Source organism: Pseudomonas lundensis (genome assembly GCF_001042985.1).
Taxonomy (GTDB): domain Bacteria; phylum Pseudomonadota; class Gammaproteobacteria; order Pseudomonadales; family Pseudomonadaceae; genus Aquipseudomonas; species Aquipseudomonas lundensis.
Window position 1 is genome coordinate 1 of the sequence record NZ_JYKY01000044.1, and the last position, 25,635, is coordinate 25,635.

A 25,635-nucleotide genomic window follows, 5' to 3' on the forward strand; every position below is an offset into this window, starting at 1 on the left:
GAGCACCAGACAGGCTGCTTCGCGCTTGAACTCAGGGGTAAAGGTACGGCGTTGCTTGGTCATCAGACACCTCTTTGGGGCGAGCATTCTCGCCTAAATGAGTGTCCGGTTTCATTAGACCACTACAAAGTGCTACCGGCGGCGGGCTTGTCCAGCAGCGGCAGCAAGGCCGGGGGCCAGGCATCGACCAGGGCCAGCACGTGGGTTTCGGTCAGGGGTTCGTCCTTGACCTCTCCCGCAAACCGCACCCAGCCGCCCATTTCACGCCCGCCCTTGCCGGTAAATGGCAAGGCGCCTACCGCCCAGCCCATCGACAAATGCCGCATGAATTGCGGCGTGATGCCTTTGATGTAGGGCAACAGCGGGCAGCTGTCGACGGGCTTCATGTCCGGTGCCGGCAGGCTCTGCACCTTGACGGACGATTCGCGTGGCGCACCGAAGCTGCCTTGAACCAGCGTCACCACCTGACCCTGTTGCAGCGCCCTGCCCAGCACCTGCGTGACGGCATTGCCTTCACGCAGCACTTCGACTTCAAAGCTAACCGGCACATCCGGGGCCACAGGCCCGACGAAGCTCACCGACAGCGAGCGTAAAGCACGCTGCGCAGGGACTTGGGCACGCATTGCCTCATACTGCAAGGCCGCCATCAAACCGCCAAATGTCGCGCGCCCCTGACCCCAATCGACCGGAATCGTGACGTACGACGGGTTATGACGCACCGCCGCAACCAATTCTGAAAACTGCATGAGCACCTCGGCATGGATCATCAGAGGCAGATACTACGCACCCGCCGCAGGCAGCACAGCGCTTGATTCGGCCAAATCATGAGTGAAAACAGGCCGCGCTCAACTTGATCAACGCGCGGTCGGCGTCCTGTTCACCACGGGCCAGGGTGTCACGCCAGCCCTCGACACAGGGCTGCAAGTCCGGCTGCTGCTCGGCCTGCAACAACCATTGCCAGGCATCGTGCCAGTCGCCCAGGGCTTTTTGCGCCTCTTTAAGGCGTACCAGCACCCTCGACGGCAAGCGATCCAGTTCGGGGTAGGCCTCGGCGGCATAGCGCACGCGTTTAATCAGCAAACGCACACGGTGCCGGTCATGGCCGGGGTCATTCAGCGCCTTTTGCAGGGTCTGCCACTGTTTTTCAAGCACCTTTTCGATGCGCGGGCGCAACCCGCGCAGCAACCCTTCACGCTGGGCGGCCCGCAGAAACCGTGGGAAGACGTCAAGGATCATCAGCAGTTGCGCCAACTGCGCGCTTTCAGCCACGGCGACATAGCTGCCCGCCAGTTGCGCCAACCGACGCCCAGCCAGTTGCGCGTGACCCTGTTGCTGCAAATACGCCGCCAGCACTTCCAGATCGCGCAGCGGCGTGGTCAGAGCACCCACCTGTGAGGCCGCCATTTCCAGCTGCACCACCCCCGGCAACCCCCGCAGCGGTCTTAGTAGGCTGCGCAGACGGCGCACCGTGGTGCGCAAATCATGCAAGGCTTCGGGGTCGGTTTCAGCCTGCAAGCGCGCCTGACAGGCCAGCAACCTGACCTCCAGACGCACGATGTTCGCCACAATCTTGTCAACCCATTCAGACATCCTTCCCCTCCCCGTCCCGCACCGGTTTAACGACCCGCGCGTGACTCACGAATATAAAAACGCGCTTTCTCGGCTTTTTTCGAGCAGCCTTCAAACGCTTCGAACTGTTGTTGGGTTTTAGCCCCGGTCAGCAACGACAGGGCCTTGGAATAACTGATCGTGCCGGCAAACCCTTCGGCCTTGGCCAGGTCCAGCTCGTGCCAGGCGGCATCCAGCTGCGTCGCGCAACTGTCACGGTAGGCCGTTTTGCCCGCACAACCGGCCAGCATCAACGCCATCAACGGCACACAGATCAGAGCTTTCATGGACATACCCTCAAACAATTAATGTTAATTAGAGGCTAAGACGCAAAAGCAGGTAGAAAGTGCCCTGCCCCGGCGCGCCGTCTTTGCAAGACTAGCTTGCCCATTCAGGAAAAGGCATTGCATTGTTAGCACCTCACTGGCCAAGGATTGATTCATGAAAAAGCGCGTTGCATTGGTGCTGGGCTCGGGTGGCGCCCGAGGGTACGCCCACATTGGCGTCATTGAGGAACTCGAACGCCGTGGCTACGACATCGCCTGCATTGCCGGTTGCTCGATGGGGGGCATCTACGCGGCGGGCAAGCTTGATCTGTACCGCGACTGGATTCAAAGCCTGGACTATCTCGATGTGTTGCGGCTGGTGGACGTTAGCTTTCGCCTGGGCGCCATTCGTGGGGAAAAAGTGTTCGGTCAAATTCGCAACATCGTCGGTGAGATCAACATCGAAGACTTGCGTATCCCCTACACCGCCGTGGCCACGGATCTGACCCACCAACAGGAAATCTGGTTTCAGGAAGGCTGCCTGCATCAGGCAATGCGGGCCTCGGCGGCGATTCCCAGCCTGTTTACCCCGGTGATGCAGGGCAACCGCATGCTGGTCGACGGCGGCCTGCTCAACCCGCTGCCCATCGTGCCGGTGGTCTCCAGCCATTGCGACCTGATCATCGCTGTCAACCTGAACTCCACCCACCAAAACGGCTACCAGTTGCCCGTCATTCAACGAGCCCCGGCGTTCAAAAGCCGTTTCGACAACCTGATGAACTCCCTCGGCTCACACATCCCCTTTCGCAATAAACATGCAAACGACCTGCTGGAGCTGGAGCAAGCGCTGCTCACGCCTGGCCCGGATACCCCGCCCAACCCCTGGATTGAATCGTCGCGCCCCGACGGCCAGCAACCGGCCGCCGCCCCGACCCAGGAAGGCGCGCCCAAATCCGCTTCAGGTTCATTCATCATCGACAACGTCGGCCCGGCGTCGCTGCTGGATTTGATCAACCAGAGCTTCGAAGTCATGCAGACGTCACTGGCGCAGTACAAGATCGCCGGTTATCCGCCCGACATTCTGATAAACGTGCCCAAGCGGGTGTGCCGTTTTTTCGAGTTTTACAAGGCGCCCGAATTGATCGCCCTGGGACGCGAGATTGCCTGCGACACCCTGGACCGCTATGAGAGTGAAACGCCCTAAGCGTCCAGCAAGCGATACCCCACGCCCGGTTCGGTCAGGATAAAGCGCGGGCGGGTCGGGTCATCGGCCAGCTTTTGCCGCAAATGACCGACCACAATGCGCAAATAATGGCTGTTCTCGACATGGGTCGGACCCCAAATATCCTTGAGCAGTTGCTGCTGGGTGATGACCCGACCCGGATGGCGCGCCAACTGCGCCAGCACGGCATATTCCTTGCGCGTCAGGGCGACTTCGACGCCGTCCAGCAATACACGGCGATAGGCCAGGTCCACGGTCAAAGGCCCCACGGCCACGGCGGCCTGCTGCACCTCGCCTGCCGGAGCCTGACGCAACAACGCACGGATGCGCGCCAGAAACTCCTGAATGCCAAAGGGTTTGGTCACGTAGTCATTGGCGCCGCCATCCAGCGCTTCGACCTTTTGCGCTTCGCTGGCCCGCACCGAAAGCACCAGCACCGGCACCCCTGACCATTCGCGAAACTCGCGCAGCACGTGCTGGCCGTCCATGTCCGGCAGGCCGAGGTCGAGCACCAGCAGATCCGGTTTCTGCAGCGCGGCCAGGCTCAAGCCGTCGGCGCCCGTGGCCGCTTCGAGCACCTGATACCCCTGGGACACCAGGCTGATGCGCAAAAACTTGCGGATCTGCGGTTCGTCATCAATGACCAAAACGGTGGTGGGTTGGCTCATGGCGTGGGTTCACCGTGCAAAGAGGCGCGCAGAATATCAGGCTTCACGGGGCGGCTCTTCCCCTTCCGGCAGCGGCTGTTCAGGCAGCGGCAAGTGCAAGGTGATGCACGTGCCGCGCCCGCCGATGCCCTCGCCCACACTGATGCGCCCGCCATGGGCGCCGACCATGCCCTGACAGATCGCCAGCCCCAGCCCCGTACCCTGCCCGCCCCGGTCGCCGCGGGCAGCGGTGTAAAACATGTCGAAAATCTTCGCCCGGTTTTCTTCCGGGATACCGGGCCCTTGATCGCTCACGGCAAACCACAGCTCCTGTTGATCGGCCCCGGCCACCAGTTGCAGCACGCCATGGGGCGGTGAAAAACGTGCGGCGTTTTCCAGGACGTTGACCAGTGCCTGCTCGATCAACGCCGCGTGAATGTGTAACAGCGGCAATTGCGGCGCCACGTCGACCTGCACCTGCAACGGCGCGAGCACCGCCCGCAGCCGGTTCAACGCACTGGCGACGATGTCCGTCGGCGACACCCAGTCCCGCGCCAGCTTCAAGGCCCCATGGCCCAGACGGGTCATGTCTAGCAGGTTCTGAATGTAGCGGTCCAGGCGCTCGGCCTCGTCACGGGTGCCCTCCAGCAATTCGCGCCGGTCCTCCAGCGGGATCGCCTCGCCCAGCGCAAGCAGCGTGTCGATACTGCCGCGCATGGTGGTCAGCGGGGTGCGCAGGTCGTGGGACACGGAGGCCAGCAAGGCGCTGCGCAATTGTTCGGTTTCGCCATGCAGGCGGGCGGCTTCAAGGTCCTGGGCCAATTGCGCACGGGCCAGCGCCTGTGCCAATGGCTGGCTGAGGGCCATCAGCAGGCGCCGCCGCTGACCGGTCAAGCTCTGGCCTTCTTTCGAACTGACGCCCAGCAAGGCCAATGGGCCGTCGTCCACCGTCAAGGGCCACCACCACCAACGGCCCATCGGTAAGGTGCCGGTGCCTTTGCCCGCCGGTTGCTCGTGATTCCAGGCCCAGTCGGCCGCTGCGCGCTCGGCCTCGTTGAAGGTCAACGGCCCTCCGGTTTCCACGGTCCAGCCGCTGCTGCCATCACGGTTGAGCAGGCACAGGTTGAGTTCTTTCCAGCCGCTCAAATGCTGGGCGGCGGCGTTGACCACCGCTTTGCGGTCGGTGGCAGCGGTCAGTTTGCGCGACAGGTCCAACAGCTCGCTGGTCTCTTGCTGGGTCTCGCGCAGCGCTTGCAACTGGCGGCGCTGACGGGCCGCGAGGTTGCCGGTCAAGGCGGCCATGAGCAGGAAGAACACCAGCGTCAGCACATCTTCTTCGCGCTGGATACTGAACGAGAAGTTCGGCGGGATGAATAAAAAGTCATAGGTCAAAAAGGACATCGCTGCACAGGCCAGCGCAGGTCCCAGGCTGCTGCGCACCGCCACCAGCAGCACGGCCGCCAGAAACACCATCGAAATATTGGGCAGCGCCAGCACGCTGGACACACCCCAGGCCAACGCACTGGCCAGCACGGTTGCCAGCAGCGCCAGACCGTAGTCGAACCACACCAGCGACCCCACGCGCCGACGCGGCGTGGCATCCGGTGCCTGCTCGTTATCGAGCACGTTGATTTCCAGCCCGTGGGCATCGCGCAACAAGCGAGATGCCAGCCCGCCGCCGAAGCATTTCCTGCGCCAGTTCGGCCGTGACTGGCCCACCAGCAGCAGGCTGGCGCGGCGCTCGGCGGCGTGCTGAATCAGGGTTTTCGCCACTTCGCCCGCGCGCAGCAACACCACCTCGCCCCCCAGACGCTCAGCCAATTGCTGCGCGCTTTGCAGGCGCAACCGCGACTGCTCGTCCCGCGCACTGCCGTTGTCCACGTGCACCAGACTCCATGGCAAATGCCGGCGCTCGGCAACCCGGCTGGCGTGACGCACCAGCCGCTCGGCCTGCGCATCGCCATCAATGCCCACCAGCAACCGCCCGCGCAACGCCGGGGCAGCCTGACCCAACTGGCGATAGCCTTTGTCCAGCTCATCATCGACATACACCGCCGCGGTCTGCATGGCCAATTCGCGCAGGGCATTGAGGTTGGTCTGGGTGAAAAAGGCATCGATGGCCGCGCGGGCCTGTTCGGGCACATACACTTTGCCATCGCGCAGCCGCTCCAGCAGTTCGCGGGGCGGCAGGTCGATCAGCAACAGTTCATAGGCTTCCTGCACGATCCAGTCCGGCAGGGTTTCGCGCACGTGCACCCCGGTGATGCCGCGCACCTGATCGTTGAGGCTTTCCAGATGCTGGACGTTGACCGTGGTGTAGACATCTATCCCGGCGGCCAGCAATTCCTGCACGTCCTGCCAGCGTTTGGCGTGGCGACTGCCGGGCGCGTTGCTGTGGGCCAATTCGTCCACCAACACCAATGCGGGCCGGGCGTGCAGCAGGCCATCCAGGTCCATTTCTTCAAGCTGCACGCCCCGGTATTGCGAGCGCACCAAAGGCTGTTGCGCCAGGCCGTTGAGCAGGGCCTGGGTTTCGGCGCGGCCATGGGTTTCCACCACTCCGACCAGCACCCGGACACCCTGACGCACCTGGGTGTGGGCTGCCTGAAGCATGGCGTAGGTCTTGCCCACGCCGGGGGCCGCGCCCAGAAACACCTTGAGCCGGCCACGGCCAGCCCGAGGCAAATCCGCTAACAACGCATCGGCGCGACCGGAATCTGTCATGTCTTTACCTATTCAAATGGAGATCAACGCGGTCGCTGCCGCACCAAGCGGCAGCGACAACGGCGGCAGATGGCTCAGGGTGTGAGCTGCGCCAGCGCCCGGTTCAGGTTCAGCACGTTCACCACCGGCGGCCCAACCCACGGCTGCTCGATGTGCGCCTGCAGCAAGTGCTCGACCGTTTGCACCGGCAAGCCTCGGGCCGCAGCCACACGTGGTAGTTGATAGCGTATTGCCTCAGGTGGCAAGTGCGGATCCAGCCCGCTGGCGGATGTCGTCAGCATTGCCAGCGGCACTGGCCCCTGTTCGGGCACGGCCCATTCGGCGGCGCTGTCCTTGACCCGCGCCGCCAGCGCCGGGTTGCTCGGCGCCAGGTTGCTGGCCGCGCTCGACACCGTGGCGTAGGCCCCGGCCGAGGGCCGCGAGTGAAACCATTGTTCGCCGGTGAAGGCCTGGGCGATCAACTGCGAACCGCGCACGCTGCCGTCCGCATCGCGCACCAGGCTGCCATTGGCCTGATCGGGAAACGCCAGTTGCGCGATCCCGGTCACGGTCAGCGGGTAGATCACCCCGGTGATGGCCGTCAACAGCACCATCAGGCTCAGGGCCGGACGTAAAAGAGTAGCCATGTTGCGTTCCTCCTCGGGTTAAACCAGATGCAGCGCCGTGAGCAGCATGTCGATCAGCTTGATGCCCACAAACGGCACCACCAGCCCGCCCAGCCCGTAAATCAGCAGGTTGCGACGCAGCAGTTGCGCGGCACTCGCCGCCTGCACCCGCACGCCGCGCAAGGCCAGCGGGATCAGCACCACGATAATCAGCGCGTTGAACACAATCGCGGACAGGATGGCGCTCTGCGGGCTGTTGAGGTGCATCACGTTGAGCACGCCCAGTTGCGGGTAAATCGTGGCAAACAGCGCAGGCAGGATGGCGAAATACTTGGCCACGTCGTTGGCAATCGAGAACGTGGTCAGCGCGCCCCGGGTCACCAGCAACTCTTTACCGATCTGCACCACATCCAGCAGCTTGGTGGGGTCGCTGTCGAGGTCGACCATGTTGGCGGCTTCGCGGGCCGCCTGGGTGCCGTCGTTCATGGCCATGCCCACGTCGGCCTGTGCCAGCGCCGGTGCGTCGTTGGCGCCGTCGCCGCACATCGCCACCAGACGGCCGTCGTTTTGCTCCTGGCGGATGCGCGCCAGTTTTTTCTCCGGCGTGGCTTCTGCCAGCACATCATCGACCCCCGCCTCGGCCGCAATCGCCGCGGCGGTCAGCGGGTTGTCGCCGGTCACCATGACCGTGCGGATCCCCAGCTTGCGCAGTTCGGCAAAACGCTCGCGGATGCCGGGCTTAACCACGTCCTTGAGGTGAATCGCGCCGAGCAGCTTGCCTTGCACGCACACCAGCAACGGCGTGCCGCCACTCTGGGCAGTTTTGTCGATTTCACGGGACAAGGCCGGGGCGACTTCATCGCGTTTCAGGCCGATAAAGGCCAGCACCGAATCCACGGCGCCCTTGCGGTACACCCGGTCGTTGTAATCGACCCCCGAGAGCCGCGTTTCAGCCGTGAACGGCACCGCTGTGATTGCGTGCGCCTCCGGCTCTGGCAGCGCGTGCAGGCCACGGATGAACTCGACAATCGACTTGCCCTCCGCCGTCTCGTCCGCCAGCGACGCCAACAGCGCGCCCTGAGCCAGTTCCATCGCGGTCACGCCGGGGGCGGCATACAGCGCCGTGCAGCGGCGATTGCCGAAGGTGATGGTGCCGGTCTTGTCCAGCATCAACACGTGCACGTCACCGGCGGCCTCCACCGCACGGCCGGACTTGGCAATCACGTTCAGGCGCACCAGCCGGTCCATACCGGCAATGCCGATGGCCGACAGCAAGCCACCGATGGTGGTCGGGATCAGCGTCACCAACAGCGCGACCAGAAACACCAACGGCAGACTGCCACCCGCAAAATAGGCGAAGGGCTGCAAGGTCACGACCACGATCAGAAAGATCAGGGTCAGGCCGATCAGCAGTATATCCAGCGCCACTTCGTTGGGCGTTTTCTGGCGTTTGGCGCCTTCGACCAGCGCGATCATGCGGTCCAGTGTCGACTCGCCGGGGTTGGCGCTGATCTGTACCAACAGCCAGTCCGACACCAGCCGCGTATTGCCGGTGACGGCCGAACGATCACCGCCCGACTCGCGAATCACCGGGGCAGACTCGCCGGTGATCGCCGCTTCGTTGACCGCGGCAATGCCTTCAATCACCTCACCGTCACCGGGGATCATCTCACCGGCTTCGACACGCACCACATCGCCTTTGCGCAAGCGCGTGGCCGGCACCACTTCAAAGCTGCCGTTGGCCGTGCGGCGGCGCGCACTTAACCCCACGCTGCCTGCTTTCAGGCTGTCAGCCCGCGCCTTGCCCCGACCCTCGGCCAGGGCTTCGGCGAAGTTGGCAAACAGCACGGTAAACCACAACCACACGGCGATTTGCAGCGCTACGCCGGTGGACACCACAGGGTCGGGCAACACGCACAAGATCGTGGTGAAGACCGCCGTCAGTTCCACCACCAGCATCACCGGCGAGCGCTTGAGCTGACGCGGGTCGAGCTTGACGAATGCTTGCAACAACGCCGGACGCCACAGGTCGGCAAACGCGGTTTTCGGTGACGCAGGCGCCTGGGTGTCAGGCGCAGGCGTCAGGGTTTTAACAGGAGCTGGCATGCTCATCATCGTGTCCTCAGAAACCCAAAATCAGTTGTTCAGCGATGGGGCCAAGGGCCAGTGTCGGCAAGAAGGTCAACCCGCCCACCAGCACGATGGTCATGGTCAGCAGCACCACAAACAGCGGGCCGTGGGTGGGAAAGCTGTCCTGCCCCACGGGTGCGGTTTTCTTCATCGCCAGGCTTCCGGCCAGCGCCAGCACCGGCAGGATGTAGCCGAAACGGCCAATCAACATGCCCAACCCCAACATCAGGTTATAAAACGGCGTGTTGGCATTGAGCCCGGCAAACGCCGACCCGTTGTTGGCACTGGCCGAGGTAAAGGCGTACAGCACTTGACTGAAGCCATGGGCACCGGGGTTGCTCACCGACGCCACGGCGCTCGGCAAACTGGTCGCCAGCGCGCTGAGCACCAGCACGCCCACCGGCATCACCAGCAGCGTGACCACCAGCAGTTGAACCTCTTTGGCTTGCAGCTTTTTGCCCAGGTACTCGGGGGTTCGGCCAATCATTAAACCGGCCAGGAACACAGCAATCAGTACGTTGAGCAACATGCCGTAGAGACCGGCGCCCACACCGCCGAAGATCACTTCGCCCACCATCATGTTGACCATCGCCACCATCCCGCTCAGCGGGTTGAGGCTGTCATGCATGCCATTGACCGACCCGTTAGAGGCTGCGGTGGTGGTCTCGGTCCACAGCACCGTGGCGGTGGTGCCAAAACGCACTTCCTTGCCCTCCAGCGGTGCGGTGTGCTCAACCAGCGGGCTGTTGAGCGCAGGGTTGGGTTGAGACTCTGCGTACAACGCAGTGCCGCCGCCGATCAGGAACAACGCCAGCATGCAGGCGATGATGGCGCGGCTTTGGCGCAGGTCCTTGACGTAATGGCCGAAGGTGAACACCAGCGCCACGGGAATCAGGATGATCGACGCCACTTCAAACAGGTTGCTCCAGGCCGTGGGGTTCTCGAACGGGTGCGCCGAGTTCACCCCGAAAAAGCCCCCGCCATTGGTGCCCAGTTGCTTGATCGCAATCTGACTCGCGGCCGGCCCTAGCGGGATGACCTGATCCACGCCCTCCAGGGTCAGCGCATGAACATAGTGCGCCAGGGTTTGCGGCACGCCCTGCCACACCAGCAACAGCGCCAGCACCAGGCACAGCGGCAGCAGGCCGTAGAGCGTGGCGCGGGTCATGTCGACCCAGAAATTGCCCAGCGTGCGGGCGGACCGGCGGCTGATGCCACGGCACAAGGCGACCAAGACCGCCAGGCCGGTCGCCGCACTGACGAAGTTCTGCACGGCCAGGCCTGCCATCTGGCTGAAATAACTAAGTGTTGCTTCGCCGCTGTAGCTCTGCCAGTTGGTGTTGGTAACAAAACTCACGGCGGTGTTGAACGCCTGCGTCCACTCCTGACCCGGCAACTGCTGCGGGTTGAGTGGCAAATACTGTTGCAACAGCAAAATCGCAAACAGCAACACAAACCCTGCGAGGTTGAACGCCAGCAACGCCAGCGTGTATTTCTGCCAAGTGTGCTCATCGCCCGGATCGACCCCGGCCACCCGGTAACAGACCTTCTCGACCGGCCCGAGCACCGGCGTCAACCAGGTGCGCTGACCTTCCATGACCTTGTAATAAAAACGTCCCAGCCAGGGCGCAGGCAGCAACACCAACGCGAAAAAGGCCAGCAACAGCCCATAGTCATAACTGTGCATACCCGCTCCTAATTCCGATCAGCGCGCAACAGCGCCACCAGCAGATAAACGAACAGCCCCACTGCCAACAGCAGCGACACCCCATCCAGAATGCCCATCGACGTGCTCCCCAAAGCGGCGATTGCCGCGTGTGGGGAAAGTGTGGGGTTCAGGGGTGTAAAGGATCGAGATCGAGGGGGATGCGAGGGCGTAAAGAAGGCGTAAAGAAAACCATCGCGCCAGACCTGTCGCGGCTGGCGGATCTGCGACGACCGTAAAGCGAACGCTCAGTGCAGCAGTGGGGTGGCGAGCACGTCAGACGCGCCGCCCAGTACGCTTTCGCTCAGTTGGATAAACGATTGGGTATTGACCTTGTCCATGCGCATTAACGCTTGGCTCACATCGTCCAGCGAACGCTTGCTGTGGGTTTGCAGACGGATTTCGCGGTCCAGCGCCTGCAACAGCGTCACCGCACGCGCCACCGCCGCCGGATTGGCCTGCGCGCCGCGCATCCGCGTCACGCCTTTGCCAGTCGCATTGAGCTTGTGCTGTAAGGTCTGATACCGCTCGTCGCTCATCCCGCCTGCGCGGCGCATCAGTTCGATGGCGTAATACTCGCTCAACCCTTGGCTGATCCAGTCATGGCCCGGTTCTACCTTGATGCCACTGAACAGTTGCACCCATTCGCGCAACAACGGACTGCTGCCAGATTCGCTGACCATCGGCAAGGCGCTGCTCAGATAAATGGAGTTGCGGTCGGCGCTGGCGCCTTTCCACATCGGGCTGCCGGCCCCGACGATCAGCAACTTGGGCGGGTTGCGCGGGAACACCGCTTGCAACTGCGGCCAGACGAAGGTCAGCAGTGTCAGGACGTCCATGCGCCGCATGCCCTGCCCTTGCGGCGCGGCAACGGTGACCTCGGTTTCGCCCAGCGTGGTGCGCCGGCTGCCCAGCGTGCCCGCCAGCATCCACCCGGTTGGCCGATCAAACAAACGCGAAACATCGTCAATGCGGAAACGGTTTTTGCCGATGCGCGGCCACGCGGTTTCGACACTTTTCCAGCCTTCGGGCAAGGCGAACGTCAGCCGTGACACCAGCTCGGTACCGTCTTGCTGGTCGAGGCTGGCAGGCGGCACCAGTTGCTCGCCACGGAACAACGCCCACTTGGCCGTGGCATAGGTGTCGAAACTGCCGTTTTTAAAGGGGTGATTGAGGCGAACCCGGTAGCTCAGCGTGGCGGTGCCTGACGCGGGATGCCACACCCCACGGCTGTGCTGCGGGTCGGGGGTGAGCTGCCAGCCGCCATCGGCCTTGAAATCGCTGTAGCTGCCGGGGGCGCCAAGGTCGAAATCCAGACTGCGCACGGCTGAGCCTTCAGCCAGCGTCAGGCGCACGTCGGCCTGGCCGGTTTGCGGCATCAGGCGCACGTGGTAATCCAGATTGACTTTTTGCGCGGCCCACAGCGGACTGCCGAGCAGTGCCATCAGCAGCCCCAGGGGGATTCGGTAACGCAGCGGCATACACACTCCTTGCGACCGCTCCGGCGATTAACCGGCGCGGAAAATCAGATGATCTTCCCAGTCTTCTTCCGGCACGCTGCCTTCGGCCAGCATGCGCCCCGATTGCGAGATGCGCTCGTGGTGCACGGCGTCCGGATCACCACACACCAAGGGGTGCCACAGCGGCAGGTCCTTGCGTTCGCTGACCAGCCGGTAGCCACAGGTGGGCGGCAGCCATTTGAATTCCTCCGCCTTGCCCGGCGACAGTTGAATGCAGTCCGGGACAGAATCACGTCGATTCGGGTAGTCCGTGCACCGGCAGGTTTTCAGGTCGAGCAGTTTGCAGGCAATGCGCGTGTAGTAGACGCTGTTGTCGTCTTCATCTTCGAGCTTTTGCAGGCAGCACAAGCCGCAACCGTCGCACAGCGACTCCCATTCCTCCTGATCCAGTTGATCGAGGGTTTTGCGGATCCAGAACGGTTCAACTTTTGCGGCCATGGCTCAAACATCAACATCGGGGAATGGAAAAGGCCGCCAGTCTAGTGCCCAAGACCCCGCGGGCCAAGCGCTTGTCGTCAGACTTGTCAGCCAGATGGCATAACAGTAGCTTTGCGCCTACGCTGAACCGCGAAAATCAACTCAGGTATCAAGAATGACTGCTAATACCCGCATCGCCGATCACGCCATTCACGAGCAATTCACCCAGCGCTGGTCGCCCCGTGCTTTCACCGATGCCACCCTCGACACACCGACCCTCATGAGCTTTTTTGAAGCCGCACGCTGGGCGCCTTCGGCTTACAACTCGCAGCCTTGGCGCTTTCTGTTCGCGCTGCGCGGCACCCCGGCGTTTGATCGCTACTTGAACCTGCTGGTGGAATTCAACCAGGGCTGGGCTAAACACGCCGCCGCGCTGGTGGTGATTGTGTCGAAAACCACCTTTGCCGCTCCGGGCACCACCGAAGAAAAACCGTCACCGACCAACGCGTTCGATACCGGCGCAGCCTGGGGCCATCTGGCCTTGCAAGCTCACCTGAGCGGCTGGCACACCCACGGCATGAGCGGGCTCGATTACGAGCGCGCGCACAAAGAGCTGAAGATCCCGGAAGGCTATGCCGTGCAAGCCATGGTGGCAATCGGCAAGCTGGGGGACAAAGCGACGCTGGTCGATTACCTGCAAGCCAAGGAAGTGCCCAGCCAGCGTGAGCCGCTGAGCAAATTAGTCGCTGAAGGTGATTTCAGCCTCTAAGCGCGGCCTGTCGCTGCCGCAAACCGCGAGCTTTTGACCTGCCCCTTGAAAGCTCGCAGCCTCGCGTTGTCCGGCAGCGACCCCAGTCTTGTTAATAGCCGCGTGCGAAATCCACTTCGCCACGCATTGGCTGCCCCGCCTGAAACGCACGCAGGTTGTCGACAAACAGTTGCACCATCAACGACGGTGACGTCGGCGCCGAACTGTGACCGGTCAACAACAGGCCCCAGGCGGTCCAGAACGGATGCTTGGCGGGCAATGGCTCCTGCCGGCACACGTCAATCACGGCGGCGGCAATATGGCCGACCCGCAACGCTTCAACCAAGTCCGCATCCACCACGGCGACGCCACGCCCGGCATTGATGAACACCCCGGTCGGGTTGAATTGTGCAAACAGTTCGGCATCGTACAGGTCGTGGGTGTCCGGCGTGTTGGGCAACAAGTTCACCACGTAATCCACCGCCCCCACCAGGCGCGGCAGATCGTCCAGCGTGCCGACTTCCTTGAAGGGCGCCTGCTCACGGGCGGTGCGGGCGATGGCATACAGCTCCACGCCAAACGGTTGCAGAAACTGCGCCACGGTCTGGCCAATGTCGCCAGCGCCGACGATCAGCACCTTGCGCCCGACCAGGCTCTGGCCCATGCGGTTGTCCCATTTGCGCTCCACCTGACTGACCAGCCGCGCCATGACTTCACGCTCGTGACCGAGGATGTACGTCAGCACGTATTCGGCCATGACCTGACCGAAAATACCCACGGCACGGGTCAGGCGGTAGTTGCGTTGCAAGCCGCCGGCCAACAGCGGCGTAATGCCCGCCCAAGTCGATTGCAGCCATTGTGGCTGATGCCCCTGACGCATCAGCGTGGCCAGCAGATCAGGCTGGCCCAGCCATACCGGGCAATCGGCCGCCAGACGCGACAGCTGCGCCGAGTCGCCACTGGTCAACACCTCCAGTTCAGGCGCGGCCGCTTGCAGCAGGCGTGTGTAAAGGGGGTGGTCATGTTCGGCAATCAGAACGCGCATGCTCGTAACCTTTTTAAAACGCTGCCAGCGGCCGCCGTCGCGGGTTAACGCGTCGAATGGGGGCACCGCCAATGCAATTGAATCCACTCAGGACAGGTGCCCTTTGCCGGGCACCCGGATCAGGTCGTTACATCGGGTCGTTGCGACGCAACAGCTCTTCAGGCAAGTGCTCGATGTATTCGTCTTCGGCCGGTGGCATCTGCAGGTGATAACCCTGTTTCTCAAGGTTCTCCAGCACCACGGCGATGTCTTCGCGCGACAGCTTGCGCTCGGGGGTCAGCACCAGATCGAACGCGTGAATGGCTTTGCCAAATGCCGCCATCAAAGGCTCCGGCACGCGCTCCAGAGCATCGGCCTTGAGCACGTACAAGTACATTTCGTTGCGCTTGGTGCTGCGGTAAATAGAGCAAATACGTTTCAAGACGGTTCTCCAGCAGTGGCCAGGCTGTCGAGCAGCGCCTGACCCATCAGCTCACGGCGCCATCCGCGCAGTGAGTCCGGTAATTGATAAGGCCCATTGGGGAAGCCGCTCTTGACCAGCGCTTCCAGGGTTTTCTTGCGCAGCATCAGCTCGGGCGCCATGTTCAGTTGTTCGGCATACACCTGGCCCACCGCCCGCAGACGTTTGATCAGCGCCGCAGCTTCTACCGGCAACGGCTCGGGCACGGCTGGCGGCCACTGCTCAGGTGGCAGGCTGCCTGCACGCTTGATCAGGTCGAGTAAAAACTCGCCGTCCTGACGCACCGTGCGCGGGTGCATGTCTTCGATGCGCGCCAGCGAGACCAGGTTGTCGGGCTGGGTTTTGGCCAATGGCCACAACGCATGTTCACGCACGATCCGGTTGCGCGGCAGGTCACGGGCGCGGGCTTCACGCTCACGCCAGGCGCAGATTTCACGCAAGACCGCCAACTGATCGCGGGACAACTTCCACGCCAGCTTGGCCTCGCGGTACACCTCGTTCGGGTCCACTTCGCGGCGCAAGTTGGCGACCAGCTCAGCACCGTCTTCGAGCACCCAGTTGTACTTTTCGGGCGACAACCGTGGACGCAACAGCACATACACTTCAGCCAGATGCTGGGCATCTTCGGCGGCGTAGCTGATCTGCGTTTCGGACAGTGGACGTTGCAGCCAATCAGAGCGGGTTTCGCCTTTGGGCAGGTCCAGGTCAAGCACTTCCTTGACCAGACGCGAATAGCCCATCGAGAACCCCAGGTTCAGGTAGGCGGCTGCCAACTGGGTGTCAAACAATGGCGCGGGCAAGCTGCCGGTCAAGCGCAACAGCACCTCAAGGTCCTCGCTGCACGCGTGCAGCACTTTGACCACGGCCGGGTTTTCCAGCAGGGCCGCCAGCGGCTGCCAGTTGTCGATGGTCAGCGGGTCAATCAGGTAAGCCCGCTCCCCGTCGCCGATCTGAATCAAGCCGGCAATGGGGTAAAAGGTGTCGACCCGCATGAATTCGGTGTCGAGGGCTACAAACGGCAAATGCTGCCATTGGGCGCAATGTTGGCCGAGGCTATCGTTGTCGCGAATCCAGTGAATATCGATGGCCACACGGCTCTCCCTTGAAGAATGGCGCGCAGTATATATCGGCATCAGGCATTTCCGGCGATTGACTGACAAACTTGTCGACGAAAAAACCTACATAAATTCAGGCTTCCACCTTCAACACACGCCCCCGTTAAATGTGTATTTTCACCCAGCTCACGCCTCGAACAGCGTGCCTGCACGCTCACACCTGTGATGAAACGCATCGCTGCTCCGTCATCAAGAAACATTCGGTGACAAGGCCGCACGCTGCATCCGACACAACCTGCCCTTTTTCCACAGAGACAAGAAGGACGCCCTCATGCGCCAGCCGTTAAAACACACCGTATCTACTCTTTTACTGTCGGGTTTGTGCGCCATGAGCATGCCCGCCGTGTCCGCGAGCCTCGACAGCACTGTGCGAGACGCCGCCCAAGCGGTGATGCAACAGTACAACGTGCCCGGCCTGGCCATCGCCATCAGCGTCGAAGGTCAACAGCATTTCTATAACTTCGGTGTCGCTTCAAAAATGACAGCCACCAAAGTGACCTCCGACACGCTGTTCGAAGTGGGTTCCATCAGCAAAACCCTGACCGCGACCCTGGCCACTTACGCTCAAGCCAATGGGCAACTGTCACTCACTAAGACGGTGAGTACGTACCTGCCCGAATTACGCAACACCCCGTTCGGCAACGTGACGCTGATCGGGCTGGCCACTCACACGGCCGGCGGATTCCCGTTGCAGGTGCCCCATGATGTTCAAAACGATACACAACTCATGGCCTACCTCAAGGCCTGGCAGCCGACGTACCCGCAGGGCACCCAGCGCAGCTATGCCAACCCCAGCATCGGCATGCTGGGGGTGATCGCCGCCAAACGCATGAACATGCCCTACACCGAGGCCATGCAAGACCATTTGCTGCCGGCATTGGGGATGAAAAGCAGCTATCTGCAGATCCCTGACAGCGAGATGCACCGCTACGCTCAGGGGTACAACAAAGAGGATGCGCCCGTACGTTTAGGGGCAGGCGTATTGGCGGACGAAGCCTACGGCCTGAAAACCTCGGCGCGCGACCTGATCCATTTCGCCGAGCTGAATGCAGGCCTTGGCCAGGTCAGCCCCCCCCTTCGCCGCGCCCTGGACACCACCCATACCGGTTACTTCCGGGCCGGGCCAATGACCCAGGACCTGGTGTGGGAGCAATACCCCTACCCGGTCACATTGGCTGCACTGGTCGAGGGCAATTCGAACGCCATGGCCTACGACACTCAACCGGTTGAGGCCTTGAATCCACCGCTGGCCCCGCGCGCAGACAGCTGGATCAACAAGACCGGCTCAACCAATGGCTTCGGTGGCTACATCGCGTTCGTGCCCGCCAAAAAGCAGGCCGTGGTCATTCTTGCGAACAAAAATTACCCGAACGAAGCCCGGGTGAAATTGGCTCATGCGCTTTTCGAGGCGTTGAATTAACTGCCTTTGCGCAACACGAAAATGCTGCCCGCCGTGTGGCCGGGCAGCACATCGTATTGTTTGAGCACGCTGAAGCCCGCCTGTGAAAACTGGGCTTCGATTGCGTCCTTGGCCACCCAGATGCGCTGCGGGTTCTGCGAGGGTTTGATAAACAGCGACAGGATCAACGTGTCACGGCTGACCCGGTGCAATTCGCGCAAGATCGCCAGACGGTGCTCGCTGTCACGCACATGGTGAAACAGCTGCATGCAAAAAATGCAGTCCACGGCGTTTTCAGGCATATCGATGGTAAACACCGAGCTTTTAAACAAGGTGACACGCGCCAGCAAGCCCGTCGAATGGTGGGTTAGGGCGTGATCGAGCATGCCCTGAGACGGATCGGCGGCCAGAATCACCCGGTTGCCATGCTCGGCCAACAACGGCCAGAAACGCCCGGCACCGCACGCCAGGTCCAGCACCAGCCCTGGCTCGCCCGCCACTTTGAGCGCGCGCCGAATCAGCGACTGCTCCCGCCACATGGCCAGACGCCGGAGCACACCTTCAGGCCGCACTTCGCGGCATACCTGAGCATGCTCGCGGTCATAGCGTTCAGCGAATTCAAGCTCAATGGTGGAAGGTGGCTGCGATGACATGGCCCGCGAACTCTTGTGTATGAAGTTATTCGCCAAGGAGGTTAGCGGGCCAGCAGTGAAAAAATTGTCAGGAAAGGATGAAAACCTTCGTGGCGGTTAAACGCCTGCCATCACAGGAACAAGGCGTTTAGCCATCCATGGCCAGTCGCCGTGGAAGGTGGCCCCGTGGCCGGGGTGACAGGTCAATTGCGCCCGATCACCCCACCCTGTCGCGGCAAGCTCACGCGTGCTGCAAATACCAGCGCCAGTCCTGCTCGCCCACTTCGCCCATGAATTGGCGGTATTCCGCGTTTTTGACCGCCAGGTATACCTTCACAAACGCAGGGCCGAACGCTTCTTTGGCCCAGTCGGAGCGTTCCAGGGCACGCAAGGTCGTCAACCAGTCGGTGGGCAGTTGCTCGGCGGCCTGTGCGTAACCATTGCCTTGGACCGGAGCACCCGGATCACGCTGCTCTCGAATACCGCGATGAATACCGGCCAGAATGGCCGCTGCGGCCAAATAAGGATTGGCATCGGCGCCGCAAATCCGGTGCTCGATATGCCGCGAAAAAGCCGGGCCGCCCGGCACCCGCAGGCTTACCGTGCGATTGTCCACGCCCCACGTCGCGGCCAGCGGCGCGTAGCTGTTGCTCTGAAAACGTCGATAAGAGTTGGCATTCGGGCAAAACATCAGCAGTGAGTCGAGCAGCGTGCTGAGCATGCCGCCCACCGCCTGTTTGAGCAGCGGCGTGCCTTCGGGCGCTTCACTGGCGAACAGGTTGTTGCCGTCCTTGTCGGCCAGGCTGACGTGCATGTGCATGCCCGTCCCGGCCAGATCGTCAAACGGCTTGGCCATAAAACACGCAGCCATCCCGTGCTTGTGCGCCACGCCCTTGACCAGTCGCTTGTAGCGCACCGCTTCGTCCATCGCCTGCAACGCGTCGGCGCGGTGTTCAAGGGTGATTTCCACTTGCCCCGGTGCGTATTCGGAAATGGCGGTGCGCGCCGGAACGCCTTGCAGTCTGCAGGCGCTGTACAGATCGGCCAGAAACGGCTCGATTTGCTCCAGTTCACGCAACCCGTAGACCTGCGTCGCACGCGGTCGCTGGCCGTCGGCATCACGCGCCGGTTGCGGCCGGCCCTGGCTGTCGCGCTTTTGGTCGAGCAAGTAAAACTCCAGCTCCGCCGCCATCACCGGGTAATAGCCGTCGGCCTTTAGCCCGTCGATCACCTTGACCAGCAGATGACGTGGGTCGGCCACGGTGGCGGGCATGCCTTGCTCGGGGTGCATGCTGACTTGCACCGCTGCCATCGGGATCTGGCGCCACGGCATCGGCTGCAGGCTGCCACTCAACGGGTAGGCGCGGCAATCGATGTCGCCCACGTCCCAGACCAGCCCGGTATTTTCCACATCGTCGCCATTGATGCTCAGGCCCAGAATGGTGCTCGGCAGCGGCCGGCCGCTTTCATAAACCGCCAACAGTTCATCGCGGTGCAGCAACTTGCCGCGGGGCACGCCGTTGCTGTCGAGGATGAACAACTCAAACATCTCGATATGCGGGTGCGATTGCAGAAAATCCAACGCTTCTTGTAACGGCGCAAACAGGGTCGTGGCACTCATGGGAAGACTCGTATAGGCGTATCAGACAGGCGCGCAAATGCGCGGTTGATCAACATCAGCCAACACAAGGGGTATCCGGGGGGCGCGCATGACGGCAGTGAAACAAGGCCCAAAACGCCAGTTCGCACGGCAGATCACACCGATCAAGGGTGGCGCAGGGAAGATAACCACGAAGCGGCCGTCCTGCAGGCGCGTAAATGCCTGACAGCTTCACGCGTTGAATCTCTACAAGGCCAAGCCTCATACCTGCAACCATTGCCGAAAAAGAACACGCAGCCTCCCATGCGCCGCAGCCCGCTTAAATACAGACTTATCAACCTTTGAGTGGCCAACCGCTAAACATTTGAACGCACGTGATAGCGATGCGATGCCGCACGCCTTGCGCTGATGAACATCTTTTCATCGAACGACTGCGCCAGGCGCAAGGTCGGATCCAGTGTCTATCCTGCTTGGGAATGGGTTAATCGCCTGTCTCAGGCCGTCTGTTTTCTTACTTCAAGGAGCCTCTCCCATGTCCCGAACGGTTGCTGATTTCATTACCGAAACGTTGCAAGAGGCAGGCGTCAAACGCGTGTTTGGCGTGGTAGGTGACTCGTTGAATGGCTTTACTGACTCGCTGCGCCGTCAGGAACAGATTGAGTGGATTCACATGCGCAACGAAGAGGCCGCTGCCTTTGCCGCCGGTGCCGAGGCGCATTTGACCGGTGAGCTGGCGGTGTGCGCCGGCAGTTGCGGCCCCGGCAACCTGCATTTGATCAACGGCCTGTTCGACGCCCACCGCAGCGGCGTACCGGTGCTGGCGCTGGCCGCGCATATCCCCAGCAGCGAAATCGGCATTGATTACTTCCAGGCCACCCACCCCGAAAGCCTGTTCAAAGAGTGCAGCCATTACGTGGAGCTGGTGTCGCACCCCGAGCAGTTGCCGCAGATTCTGGAACGCGCCATGCGCATGGCCATCGCCAAGCGCGGCGTGGCGGTGGTGGTGATCCCGGGGGATGTCGCCCTGCAAACCACGCAAGCCAAGGTGCCCAACTGGCTCAAGCCCGCCATGCCACTGATTCGCCCCGCCGACACCGAAATCGATCAGTTGGCCTCCTTCCTTAACGACGGGCGCAACGTGACATTACTGTGCGGCGCAGGGTGCGCCGGGGCACATACCGAGATCCTGGCCTTGGCCGAACGCCTCAAAGCGCCGATCGTGCATGCATTGCGCGGCAAGGAACACGTCGAATACGACAACCCGTATGACGTCGGCATGACGGGCTTGATCGGCTTTGCATCCGGTTACAAAGCGATGATGAACTGCGACACCTTGCTGATGCTGGGCACCAACTTTCCATACCGCCAGTTCTACCCGGAGCACGGCAATATTGCGCAAATCGACGTGCGTCCCGAAGCACTGGGCAACCGTTGCCCGTTGCAGCTGGGATTGCTCGGTGACGTCAAGCTGACCTTGCAGGCCGTGTTGCCCAGCATCAGACAAAACGCCGACAGCGAGCACTTGGAGGCGGCACTCAAGGACTACAAAAAATCCCGTGAAGACCTCGATGCACTGGCCGAAAGCGGACCGAACAGCGACATCATTCACCCTCAATACCTCAATCGACTGGTCAGCGAGCTGGCGGATGACGACGCGATTTTCACCTGCGACGTCGGCACGCCCACCGCTTGGGCAGCGCGCTATTTGAAAATGAACGGCAAGCGGCGTCTGGTCGGCTCGTTCAACCACGGCTCCATGGCCAACGCCATGTTGCAAGCGATTGGCGCACAGGCGGCGTTCGCGCACCGGCAAGTGGTGTCAATGTCGGGCGACGGTGGTTTCACCATGATGATGGGCGACTTTCTGACGCTCAATCAGGTGGGTTTGCCTATCAAAGTCATCGTGCTCAATAACGGCACGCTGGGCTTTGTCGAGATGGAAATGAAAGCGGCCGGGTATCCCGACGTGGGCTGCGACCTGAAAAACCCGAACTTCGCCGCAATGGCCGAGGCCATGGGTGTCAAGGGCATCCGTGTGGAACACCCTTCGCAACTGGAAGCCGCGCTGCGCGAAGCCTTCAGCCACCCGGGGCCGGTGTTGGTGGATGTGGTCAGCGCCCGTCAGGAACTGGTCATGCCGCCGACCAAAACTTTTGAGCAGGCCAAAGGTTTTAGCCTGTTCATGCTCAAAACGGTGATGGACGGCCGTGCGCGGGAGTTGATCGACCTGGCCAAGGTCAACCTGTTGCGCTGAAGTTCGCCGCCCTGTCAAAACCCTTGGGGCCGGCGCCTCGAGGGTTTTGTTCGCCCGCAGCCCTCGCCGGTTCCTCACCCCACCCGCAAGGCTATCCCGTCAAATTTTGTAATAACTCCGGCTGACCGAAAAAGCCTGGATCGCTGTAGTCTTGCCCTCCCTCATTGACGCAAGGTTTATATGAACACCCTTCTGGAGCCTCCCAGTCGCTTCTTGGCGCTCGCAACGCCCCTTCACCTGCACCGCTTCACCTCATCTCCCGGCATCGCTTCCGCTCGGTGCTCGCTCATTGTTTCAGTCCCTGCCCTACCCCTGACACCCACGCTGCGTTCGTGCGTCAGCGCGTCTGTGGTCACCCGGCCTGTCGTTTCCTGTCTTGAACAAGAGGTTTACTGATCCCTATGGAATGGATTGCAGATCCGACGGCCTGGCTGGGCCTGTTGACGCTGATCGTGCTGGAGCTGGTGCTGGGCATCGATAACCTGGTGTTTATCGCGATTCTGGCGGACAAACTGCCGCCTGAGCAGCGCGACCGGGCACGCGTGATCGGCTTGTCGCTGGCGCTGATCATGCGACTGGGCCTGTTGGCCAGTATCTCGTGGATGGTGACGCTCACCGAGCCGCTGTTCGAAGTGTTCGGCAAAGTGTTCTCGGGCCGTGACCTGATCATGTTGTTCGGTGGCCTGTTCCTGTTGTTCAAGGCAACGATGGAGTTGCATGAACGGCTGGAAGGCCATGTCTCTGAACGCACCTCGAACACGACCTTCGCACTGTTCTGGCCAATCGTGGCGCAGATCGTCGTGCTGGATGCGGTGTTTTCACTGGACGCCGTGATCACAGCGGTGGGCATGGTGGAGCACTTGTCGGTCATGATGATTGCCGTGGTGTTCTCCATCGGCCTGATGATGCTGGCCAGCAAGCCGCTGACCCGCTTCGTCAATAGCCACCCGACGGTCATCATGCTGTGCCTGGGCTTCCTGATGATGATCGGCTTCAGCCTCACGGCCGAAGGCTTGGGCTTCCATATCCCCAAAGGGTATTTGTATGCCGCGATTGGCTTCTCGATCCTCATCGAATTGTTCAATCAGATCGCACGGGCCCGTCGCAAAAAAAGTGTGCAAGGCCTTCGCCCGATGCGAGAGCGGACGGCGCATGCCGTCATGCGGCTGTTGAGCGGACGCAAGCTGGAAGCGGATGAAGTGGACGAGGAAATCGCTGATCTGCTTGAAGGCGGCGAGACCAAAGAGGTGTTTCACCGTCGCGAACGCATCATGATCAGCGGCGTGCTGCAGTTGGCTGAACGCCCTATACGCACCGTGATGACGCCTCGCGCCCAAATCGATCACATCGATCTGGCGGATACGCCCGAAACCATTCGCACGACCCTGATGCACTCGTCTTACTCCCGTTTGCCGCTCATTCGTGAAGGGCGAATTGATGAGCCGCTGGGGTTCATTCACAAGAAAGAACTGCTCAAGGAGTTGCTTGCGGGCAATCAGCCGAATCTGGAGGCCATGGCGCGTAAAACCATCAACTTGCTGGACAGCTTCACGATCCTTAACGCCCTGGAGCAGATGCGCAAGGAATCGACCCACATTGCGTTTGTGATCAATGAATTCGGGGACTTCCTCGGCATTTTGACCATGACCGACATTTTGGAGTCCATTGCGGGTGAGTTACCCGATGCCAGCGAAATTGACGGGCCTGACATCGACGTACTGGACGACGGATTCGCCGTCAGCGGCGCGTTGAACCTGAGTCAGGTACGTGAGCGCACCGGGTTCCCGGCCCACGGCACGGACGACTATCACACGGTGGCGGGGATGGTCATGAGCCTGCTGGACCGTTTGCCGATCAAAGGCGACCGGATTCAATGGGAGGGCTGGCACCTGATCGTCACCGACGTTGAAGAACGGCGCGTAACCCGCGTGCACCTCTCCAAAACGTAAACACCTGCGCGCCCTTGCCCCGTTTCACACCAGCGGCAAGGGCCGCCCACCGAGTGCAAAGGCGACATCCGGCCTTCGCTTCGCCAGAACAATCGCTTAATATACGTTTCATATGCATTTCATATTGAGCGTATCAATGGGCATCGTAAAAATTTCAGACCCCATGCACGAAAACCTGCGGCTCGCGAGCAACGCGCTGAGCCGCTCCATCAACGCGCAAGCCGAACACTGGATGCGCATCGGCATGCTGAGCGAGCTGCACCCTGACCTGGACCACAACCACATCTGCCGGTTGCTGATTCGCGCCGAACTGGCGGGCGGTCTGGACCTCAAGTCCCTGAGCGAACTCGCACTCAACGCTTCCCCACTCGAAACCGTATCGCAGGCCGATCAATGAGAAACCACGTCGTCATCAACAGCCCGGCGCAAATCGCTGAGTCCAAATTGGCCGGCATGCTGGCCGCCGAAGTCCTGGCCATGATCGCGGAACACGTTAAACCCGGCGTGACCACAGACCAACTGGACAAGCTCTGCCACGACTACATCGTCAATGTGCAGAAGGCCATCCCCGGCAACGTGGGTTATCACGGCTTCCCTAAAACAGTCTGCACCTCGGTGAACGACGTCGTGTGCCATGGCATCCCGTCAGCCACCCCGTTGAAAGACGGCGACATCGTCAATATCGACATCGCCGTGGTCAAGGACGGCTGGTACGGCGACACCAGCCGCATGTACTTTGTGGGTGAGCCGAGCCCTGAAGCGCGGCGCTTGGTGAAAACCACTTACGACGCCATGTGCGCCGGTATTCACGTCGTCCGCCCCGGAGCGACCCTGGGCGACATCGGGCATGCCATTCAATCCCTGGCCGAGAAAGAAGGCTACAGCGTGGTGCGCGAATACTGCGGCCATGGCATCGGCAAGGTGTACCACGATGAGCCGCAAGTGCTGCATTACGGCTTCCCGGGCCAAGGCATGAAATTGAAGTCGGGCATGATTTTCACCATCGAGCCGATGCTCAACGCAGGCAAACGTCACGTAAAAACCCTGGCCGATCAGTGGACCGTGGTGACCAAGGACCATTCATTGTCCGCCCAATGGGAGCACATGGTGGCCGTGACCGATAACGGCTTCGAAGTCCTCAGCCCGTGGCCGGACAGCGTGCCTGATTACCCGCCGGTCAGCTGAAACGCGTGATCAATGAGCGGGCCTGCCGAGCGGTCAGGCCCGTGCAGGTGGCCGCTGCCGTAGCTCAGCCAGCTCACTGCGTGGCCATCCGGGCGGGTGGTGGCGATGCGTTGGTTGAGCACGTTGTATTCGTGCTGCTCTATGCATTCCTTTGGTTAGCGTGAAGCGTAGACAGAAGCCAAGCTTGGCGTGATCAATATACGACGCGCTTGCATTGGCGACGCTGGGCCATGGAGGGTGATATTTACTTGTTAAAGAGCGCTGATGTGAATGGCTGGTAAGCGCTCCATAAACCCCACTTGGCTAAAGATGGGTAAAGCGTTTAGCTGTGAAGTCGAGGTTCGCAGTTCCACGGCAGCAAGGCTTCGTAATCCTCTACCGATGTCGCCGTTGGCAAACGTTCA

The 25,635-nt window shown here is 61.5% G+C and carries 23 protein-coding genes and 1 pseudogene; 7 read left to right on the top strand and 17 right to left on the bottom strand.

Annotated features, from left to right (window positions below; genetic code table 11):
* Positions 1 to 125: 125 nt before the first annotated feature.
* From TU74_RS21895 to TU74_RS21905, 3 genes and pseudogenes are all read right to left on the bottom strand, one after another.
* A pseudogene (locus tag TU74_RS21895) lies at positions 126 to 746 on the bottom strand (acyl-CoA thioesterase); the annotation flags it as partial.
* A 76-nt stretch (positions 747 to 822) separates the two neighbouring features.
* Positions 823 to 1,590, bottom strand: coding sequence for a CHAD domain-containing protein (locus TU74_RS21900; RefSeq protein ID WP_048377663.1), 768 nt, complete (start codon positions 1,588 to 1,590; stop codon positions 823 to 825).
* A gap of 26 nt (positions 1,591 to 1,616) precedes the next feature.
* Positions 1,617 to 1,895, bottom strand: a complete 279-nt coding sequence (locus TU74_RS21905) for a hypothetical protein (RefSeq protein ID WP_047274136.1) — start codon at positions 1,893 to 1,895, stop codon at positions 1,617 to 1,619.
* A gap of 154 nt (positions 1,896 to 2,049) precedes the next feature.
* On the opposite strand from TU74_RS21905, the gene TU74_RS21910 reads away from it, so the two are divergent.
* A complete protein-coding gene (locus tag TU74_RS21910; RefSeq protein ID WP_048377664.1) occupies positions 2,050 to 3,078 on the top strand; it encodes a patatin-like phospholipase family protein in 1,029 nt (342 codons plus the stop codon).
* Here TU74_RS21910 and TU74_RS21915 read toward each other — a convergent pair.
* From TU74_RS21915 to TU74_RS21950, 8 genes are all read right to left on the bottom strand, one after another.
* Complete coding sequence (locus TU74_RS21915; RefSeq protein ID WP_047282622.1) at positions 3,075 to 3,764, bottom strand: response regulator; 690 nt, start codon at positions 3,762 to 3,764, stop codon at positions 3,075 to 3,077. The two genes, TU74_RS21910 and TU74_RS21915, sit on opposite strands and share 4 nt — an antisense overlap.
* Positions 3,765 to 3,800: 36 nt before the next feature.
* Positions 3,801 to 6,467, bottom strand: a complete 2,667-nt coding sequence (locus TU74_RS21920; protein WP_048377665.1) for a sensor histidine kinase — start codon at positions 6,465 to 6,467, stop codon at positions 3,801 to 3,803.
* A gap of 74 nt (positions 6,468 to 6,541) precedes the next feature.
* Positions 6,542 to 7,093: a potassium-transporting ATPase subunit KdpC gene (gene kdpC, locus TU74_RS21925; protein WP_047277802.1), complete on the bottom strand. Its 552-nt coding sequence runs from the start codon at positions 7,091 to 7,093 to the stop codon at positions 6,542 to 6,544.
* 18 nt (positions 7,094 to 7,111) lie between these two features.
* The gene (gene kdpB, locus TU74_RS21930) at positions 7,112 to 9,184 is read right to left on the bottom strand and encodes a potassium-transporting ATPase subunit KdpB (RefSeq protein WP_048377666.1); all 2,073 of its coding nucleotides are present in this window, start codon (positions 9,182 to 9,184) and stop codon (positions 7,112 to 7,114) included.
* A gap of 10 nt (positions 9,185 to 9,194) precedes the next feature.
* Positions 9,195 to 10,889, bottom strand: a complete 1,695-nt coding sequence (gene kdpA, locus TU74_RS21935) for a potassium-transporting ATPase subunit KdpA (protein WP_048377667.1) — start codon at positions 10,887 to 10,889, stop codon at positions 9,195 to 9,197.
* A gap of 8 nt (positions 10,890 to 10,897) precedes the next feature.
* Positions 10,898 to 10,987: a K(+)-transporting ATPase subunit F gene (gene kdpF / locus TU74_RS21940; protein ID WP_047274123.1), complete on the bottom strand. Its 90-nt coding sequence runs from the start codon at positions 10,985 to 10,987 to the stop codon at positions 10,898 to 10,900.
* A gap of 168 nt (positions 10,988 to 11,155) precedes the next feature.
* Complete coding sequence (locus TU74_RS21945; protein WP_047292662.1) at positions 11,156 to 12,388, bottom strand: hypothetical protein; 1,233 nt, start codon at positions 12,386 to 12,388, stop codon at positions 11,156 to 11,158.
* 27 nt (positions 12,389 to 12,415) lie between these two features.
* Complete coding sequence (locus TU74_RS21950) at positions 12,416 to 12,865, bottom strand: YcgN family cysteine cluster protein (protein WP_047274118.1); 450 nt, start codon at positions 12,863 to 12,865, stop codon at positions 12,416 to 12,418.
* A 154-nt stretch (positions 12,866 to 13,019) separates the two neighbouring features.
* On the opposite strand from TU74_RS21950, the gene TU74_RS21955 reads away from it, so the two are divergent.
* On the top strand, positions 13,020 to 13,613 hold the full coding sequence (locus TU74_RS21955; RefSeq protein WP_047277809.1) for a nitroreductase family protein: 594 nt from the start codon (positions 13,020 to 13,022) through the stop codon (positions 13,611 to 13,613).
* A 91-nt stretch (positions 13,614 to 13,704) separates the two neighbouring features.
* Here TU74_RS21955 and TU74_RS21960 read toward each other — a convergent pair whose 3' ends face one another.
* From TU74_RS21960 to rnd, 3 genes are all read right to left on the bottom strand, one after another.
* Positions 13,705 to 14,637, bottom strand: coding sequence for a D-2-hydroxyacid dehydrogenase (locus TU74_RS21960; protein ID WP_048377675.1), 933 nt, complete (start codon positions 14,635 to 14,637; stop codon positions 13,705 to 13,707).
* Between the two features lie 127 nt (positions 14,638 to 14,764).
* Positions 14,765 to 15,058 (bottom strand): YcgL domain-containing protein, encoded by a 294-nt coding sequence (locus tag TU74_RS21965; protein WP_047274112.1) that lies wholly within the window; start codon positions 15,056 to 15,058, stop codon positions 14,765 to 14,767.
* Entirely contained in the window at positions 15,055 to 16,188 is a 1,134-nt protein-coding gene (rnd, locus tag TU74_RS21970; RefSeq protein WP_047274110.1) for a ribonuclease D, read from the bottom strand. The genes TU74_RS21965 and rnd overlap by 4 nt, the downstream gene beginning before the upstream one ends.
* A 295-nt stretch (positions 16,189 to 16,483) precedes the next feature.
* On the opposite strand from rnd, the gene ampC reads away from it, so the two are divergent.
* On the top strand, positions 16,484 to 17,632 hold the full coding sequence (gene ampC, locus TU74_RS21975; protein ID WP_048377668.1) for a class C beta-lactamase: 1,149 nt from the start codon (positions 16,484 to 16,486) through the stop codon (positions 17,630 to 17,632).
* Here ampC and TU74_RS21980 read toward each other — a convergent pair.
* The gene (locus TU74_RS21980; protein WP_048377669.1) at positions 17,629 to 18,264 is read right to left on the bottom strand and encodes a class I SAM-dependent methyltransferase; all 636 of its coding nucleotides are present in this window, start codon (positions 18,262 to 18,264) and stop codon (positions 17,629 to 17,631) included. The genes ampC and TU74_RS21980 overlap by 4 nt on opposite strands.
* Before the next feature lie 220 nt (positions 18,265 to 18,484).
* Complete coding sequence (locus tag TU74_RS21985; RefSeq protein WP_048377670.1) at positions 18,485 to 19,864, bottom strand: glutamine synthetase family protein; 1,380 nt, start codon at positions 19,862 to 19,864, stop codon at positions 18,485 to 18,487.
* Positions 19,865 to 20,375: 511 nt separating this feature from the next.
* On the opposite strand from TU74_RS21985, the gene poxB reads away from it, so the two are divergent.
* The 4 genes from poxB to map all read left to right on the top strand — a co-directional run bounded on the left by poxB (position 20,376) and on the right by map (position 25,231).
* Positions 20,376 to 22,097 carry a ubiquinone-dependent pyruvate dehydrogenase gene (gene poxB, locus TU74_RS21990; RefSeq protein WP_048377671.1) on the top strand — a complete coding sequence of 574 codons (1,722 nt, stop codon included), beginning with the start codon at positions 20,376 to 20,378 and terminating at the stop codon, positions 22,095 to 22,097.
* 401 nt (positions 22,098 to 22,498) lie between these two features.
* The gene (locus TU74_RS21995) at positions 22,499 to 24,046 is read left to right on the top strand and encodes a TerC family protein (RefSeq protein WP_048377672.1); all 1,548 of its coding nucleotides are present in this window, start codon (positions 22,499 to 22,501) and stop codon (positions 24,044 to 24,046) included.
* A gap of 136 nt (positions 24,047 to 24,182) precedes the next feature.
* Entirely contained in the window at positions 24,183 to 24,443 is a 261-nt protein-coding gene (locus TU74_RS22000) for a ParD-like family protein (RefSeq protein ID WP_047281703.1), read from the top strand.
* Positions 24,440 to 25,231, top strand: coding sequence for a type I methionyl aminopeptidase (gene map, locus TU74_RS22005; protein ID WP_048377673.1), 792 nt, complete (start codon positions 24,440 to 24,442; stop codon positions 25,229 to 25,231). The genes TU74_RS22000 and map overlap by 4 nt, the downstream gene beginning before the upstream one ends.
* Here the strand turns inward: map and TU74_RS24315 are convergent.
* Complete coding sequence (locus TU74_RS24315) at positions 25,213 to 25,353, bottom strand: hypothetical protein (RefSeq protein ID WP_157315208.1); 141 nt, start codon at positions 25,351 to 25,353, stop codon at positions 25,213 to 25,215. The genes map and TU74_RS24315 overlap by 19 nt on opposite strands.
* Between the last annotated feature and the right edge of the window lie 282 nt (positions 25,354 to 25,635).

Coding starts and splice junctions, on each gene's coding strand:
- TU74_RS21905 (WP_047274136.1), bottom strand. CDS start 1,895: ATGAAAGCTCTGATCTGTGTGCCGTTGATGGCGTTGATGCTGGCCGGT.
- TU74_RS21900 (WP_048377663.1), bottom strand. CDS start 1,590: ATGTCTGAATGGGTTGACAAGATTGTGGCGAACATCGTGCGTCTGGAG.
- ampC (WP_048377668.1), top strand. CDS start 16,484: ATGCGCCAGCCGTTAAAACACACCGTATCTACTCTTTTACTGTCGGGT.
- TU74_RS21950 (WP_047274118.1), bottom strand. CDS start 12,865: ATGGCCGCAAAAGTTGAACCGTTCTGGATCCGCAAAACCCTCGATCAA.
- kdpA (WP_048377667.1), bottom strand. CDS start 10,889: ATGCACAGTTATGACTATGGGCTGTTGCTGGCCTTTTTCGCGTTGGTG.
- TU74_RS21915 (WP_047282622.1), bottom strand. CDS start 3,764: ATGAGCCAACCCACCACCGTTTTGGTCATTGATGACGAACCGCAGATC.
- TU74_RS21945 (WP_047292662.1), bottom strand. CDS start 12,388: ATGCCGCTGCGTTACCGAATCCCCCTGGGGCTGCTGATGGCACTGCTC.
- TU74_RS21910 (WP_048377664.1), top strand. CDS start 2,050: ATGAAAAAGCGCGTTGCATTGGTGCTGGGCTCGGGTGGCGCCCGAGGG.
- TU74_RS21955 (WP_047277809.1), top strand. CDS start 13,020: ATGACTGCTAATACCCGCATCGCCGATCACGCCATTCACGAGCAATTC.
- kdpC (WP_047277802.1), bottom strand. CDS start 7,093: ATGGCTACTCTTTTACGTCCGGCCCTGAGCCTGATGGTGCTGTTGACG.
- poxB (WP_048377671.1), top strand. CDS start 20,376: ATGTCCCGAACGGTTGCTGATTTCATTACCGAAACGTTGCAAGAGGCA.
- kdpF (WP_047274123.1), bottom strand. CDS start 10,987: ATGGGCATTCTGGATGGGGTGTCGCTGCTGTTGGCAGTGGGGCTGTTC.
- map (WP_048377673.1), top strand. CDS start 24,440: ATGAGAAACCACGTCGTCATCAACAGCCCGGCGCAAATCGCTGAGTCC.
- TU74_RS21980 (WP_048377669.1), bottom strand. CDS start 18,264: ATGTCATCGCAGCCACCTTCCACCATTGAGCTTGAATTCGCTGAACGC.
- TU74_RS21995 (WP_048377672.1), top strand. CDS start 22,499: ATGGAATGGATTGCAGATCCGACGGCCTGGCTGGGCCTGTTGACGCTG.
- kdpB (WP_048377666.1), bottom strand. CDS start 9,184: ATGAGCATGCCAGCTCCTGTTAAAACCCTGACGCCTGCGCCTGACACC.
- TU74_RS22000 (WP_047281703.1), top strand. CDS start 24,183: ATGGGCATCGTAAAAATTTCAGACCCCATGCACGAAAACCTGCGGCTC.
- TU74_RS21920 (WP_048377665.1), bottom strand. CDS start 6,467: ATGACAGATTCCGGTCGCGCCGATGCGTTGTTAGCGGATTTGCCTCGG.
- TU74_RS21960 (WP_048377675.1), bottom strand. CDS start 14,637: ATGCGCGTTCTGATTGCCGAACATGACCACCCCCTTTACACACGCCTG.
- TU74_RS21985 (WP_048377670.1), bottom strand. CDS start 19,864: ATGAGTGCCACGACCCTGTTTGCGCCGTTACAAGAAGCGTTGGATTTT.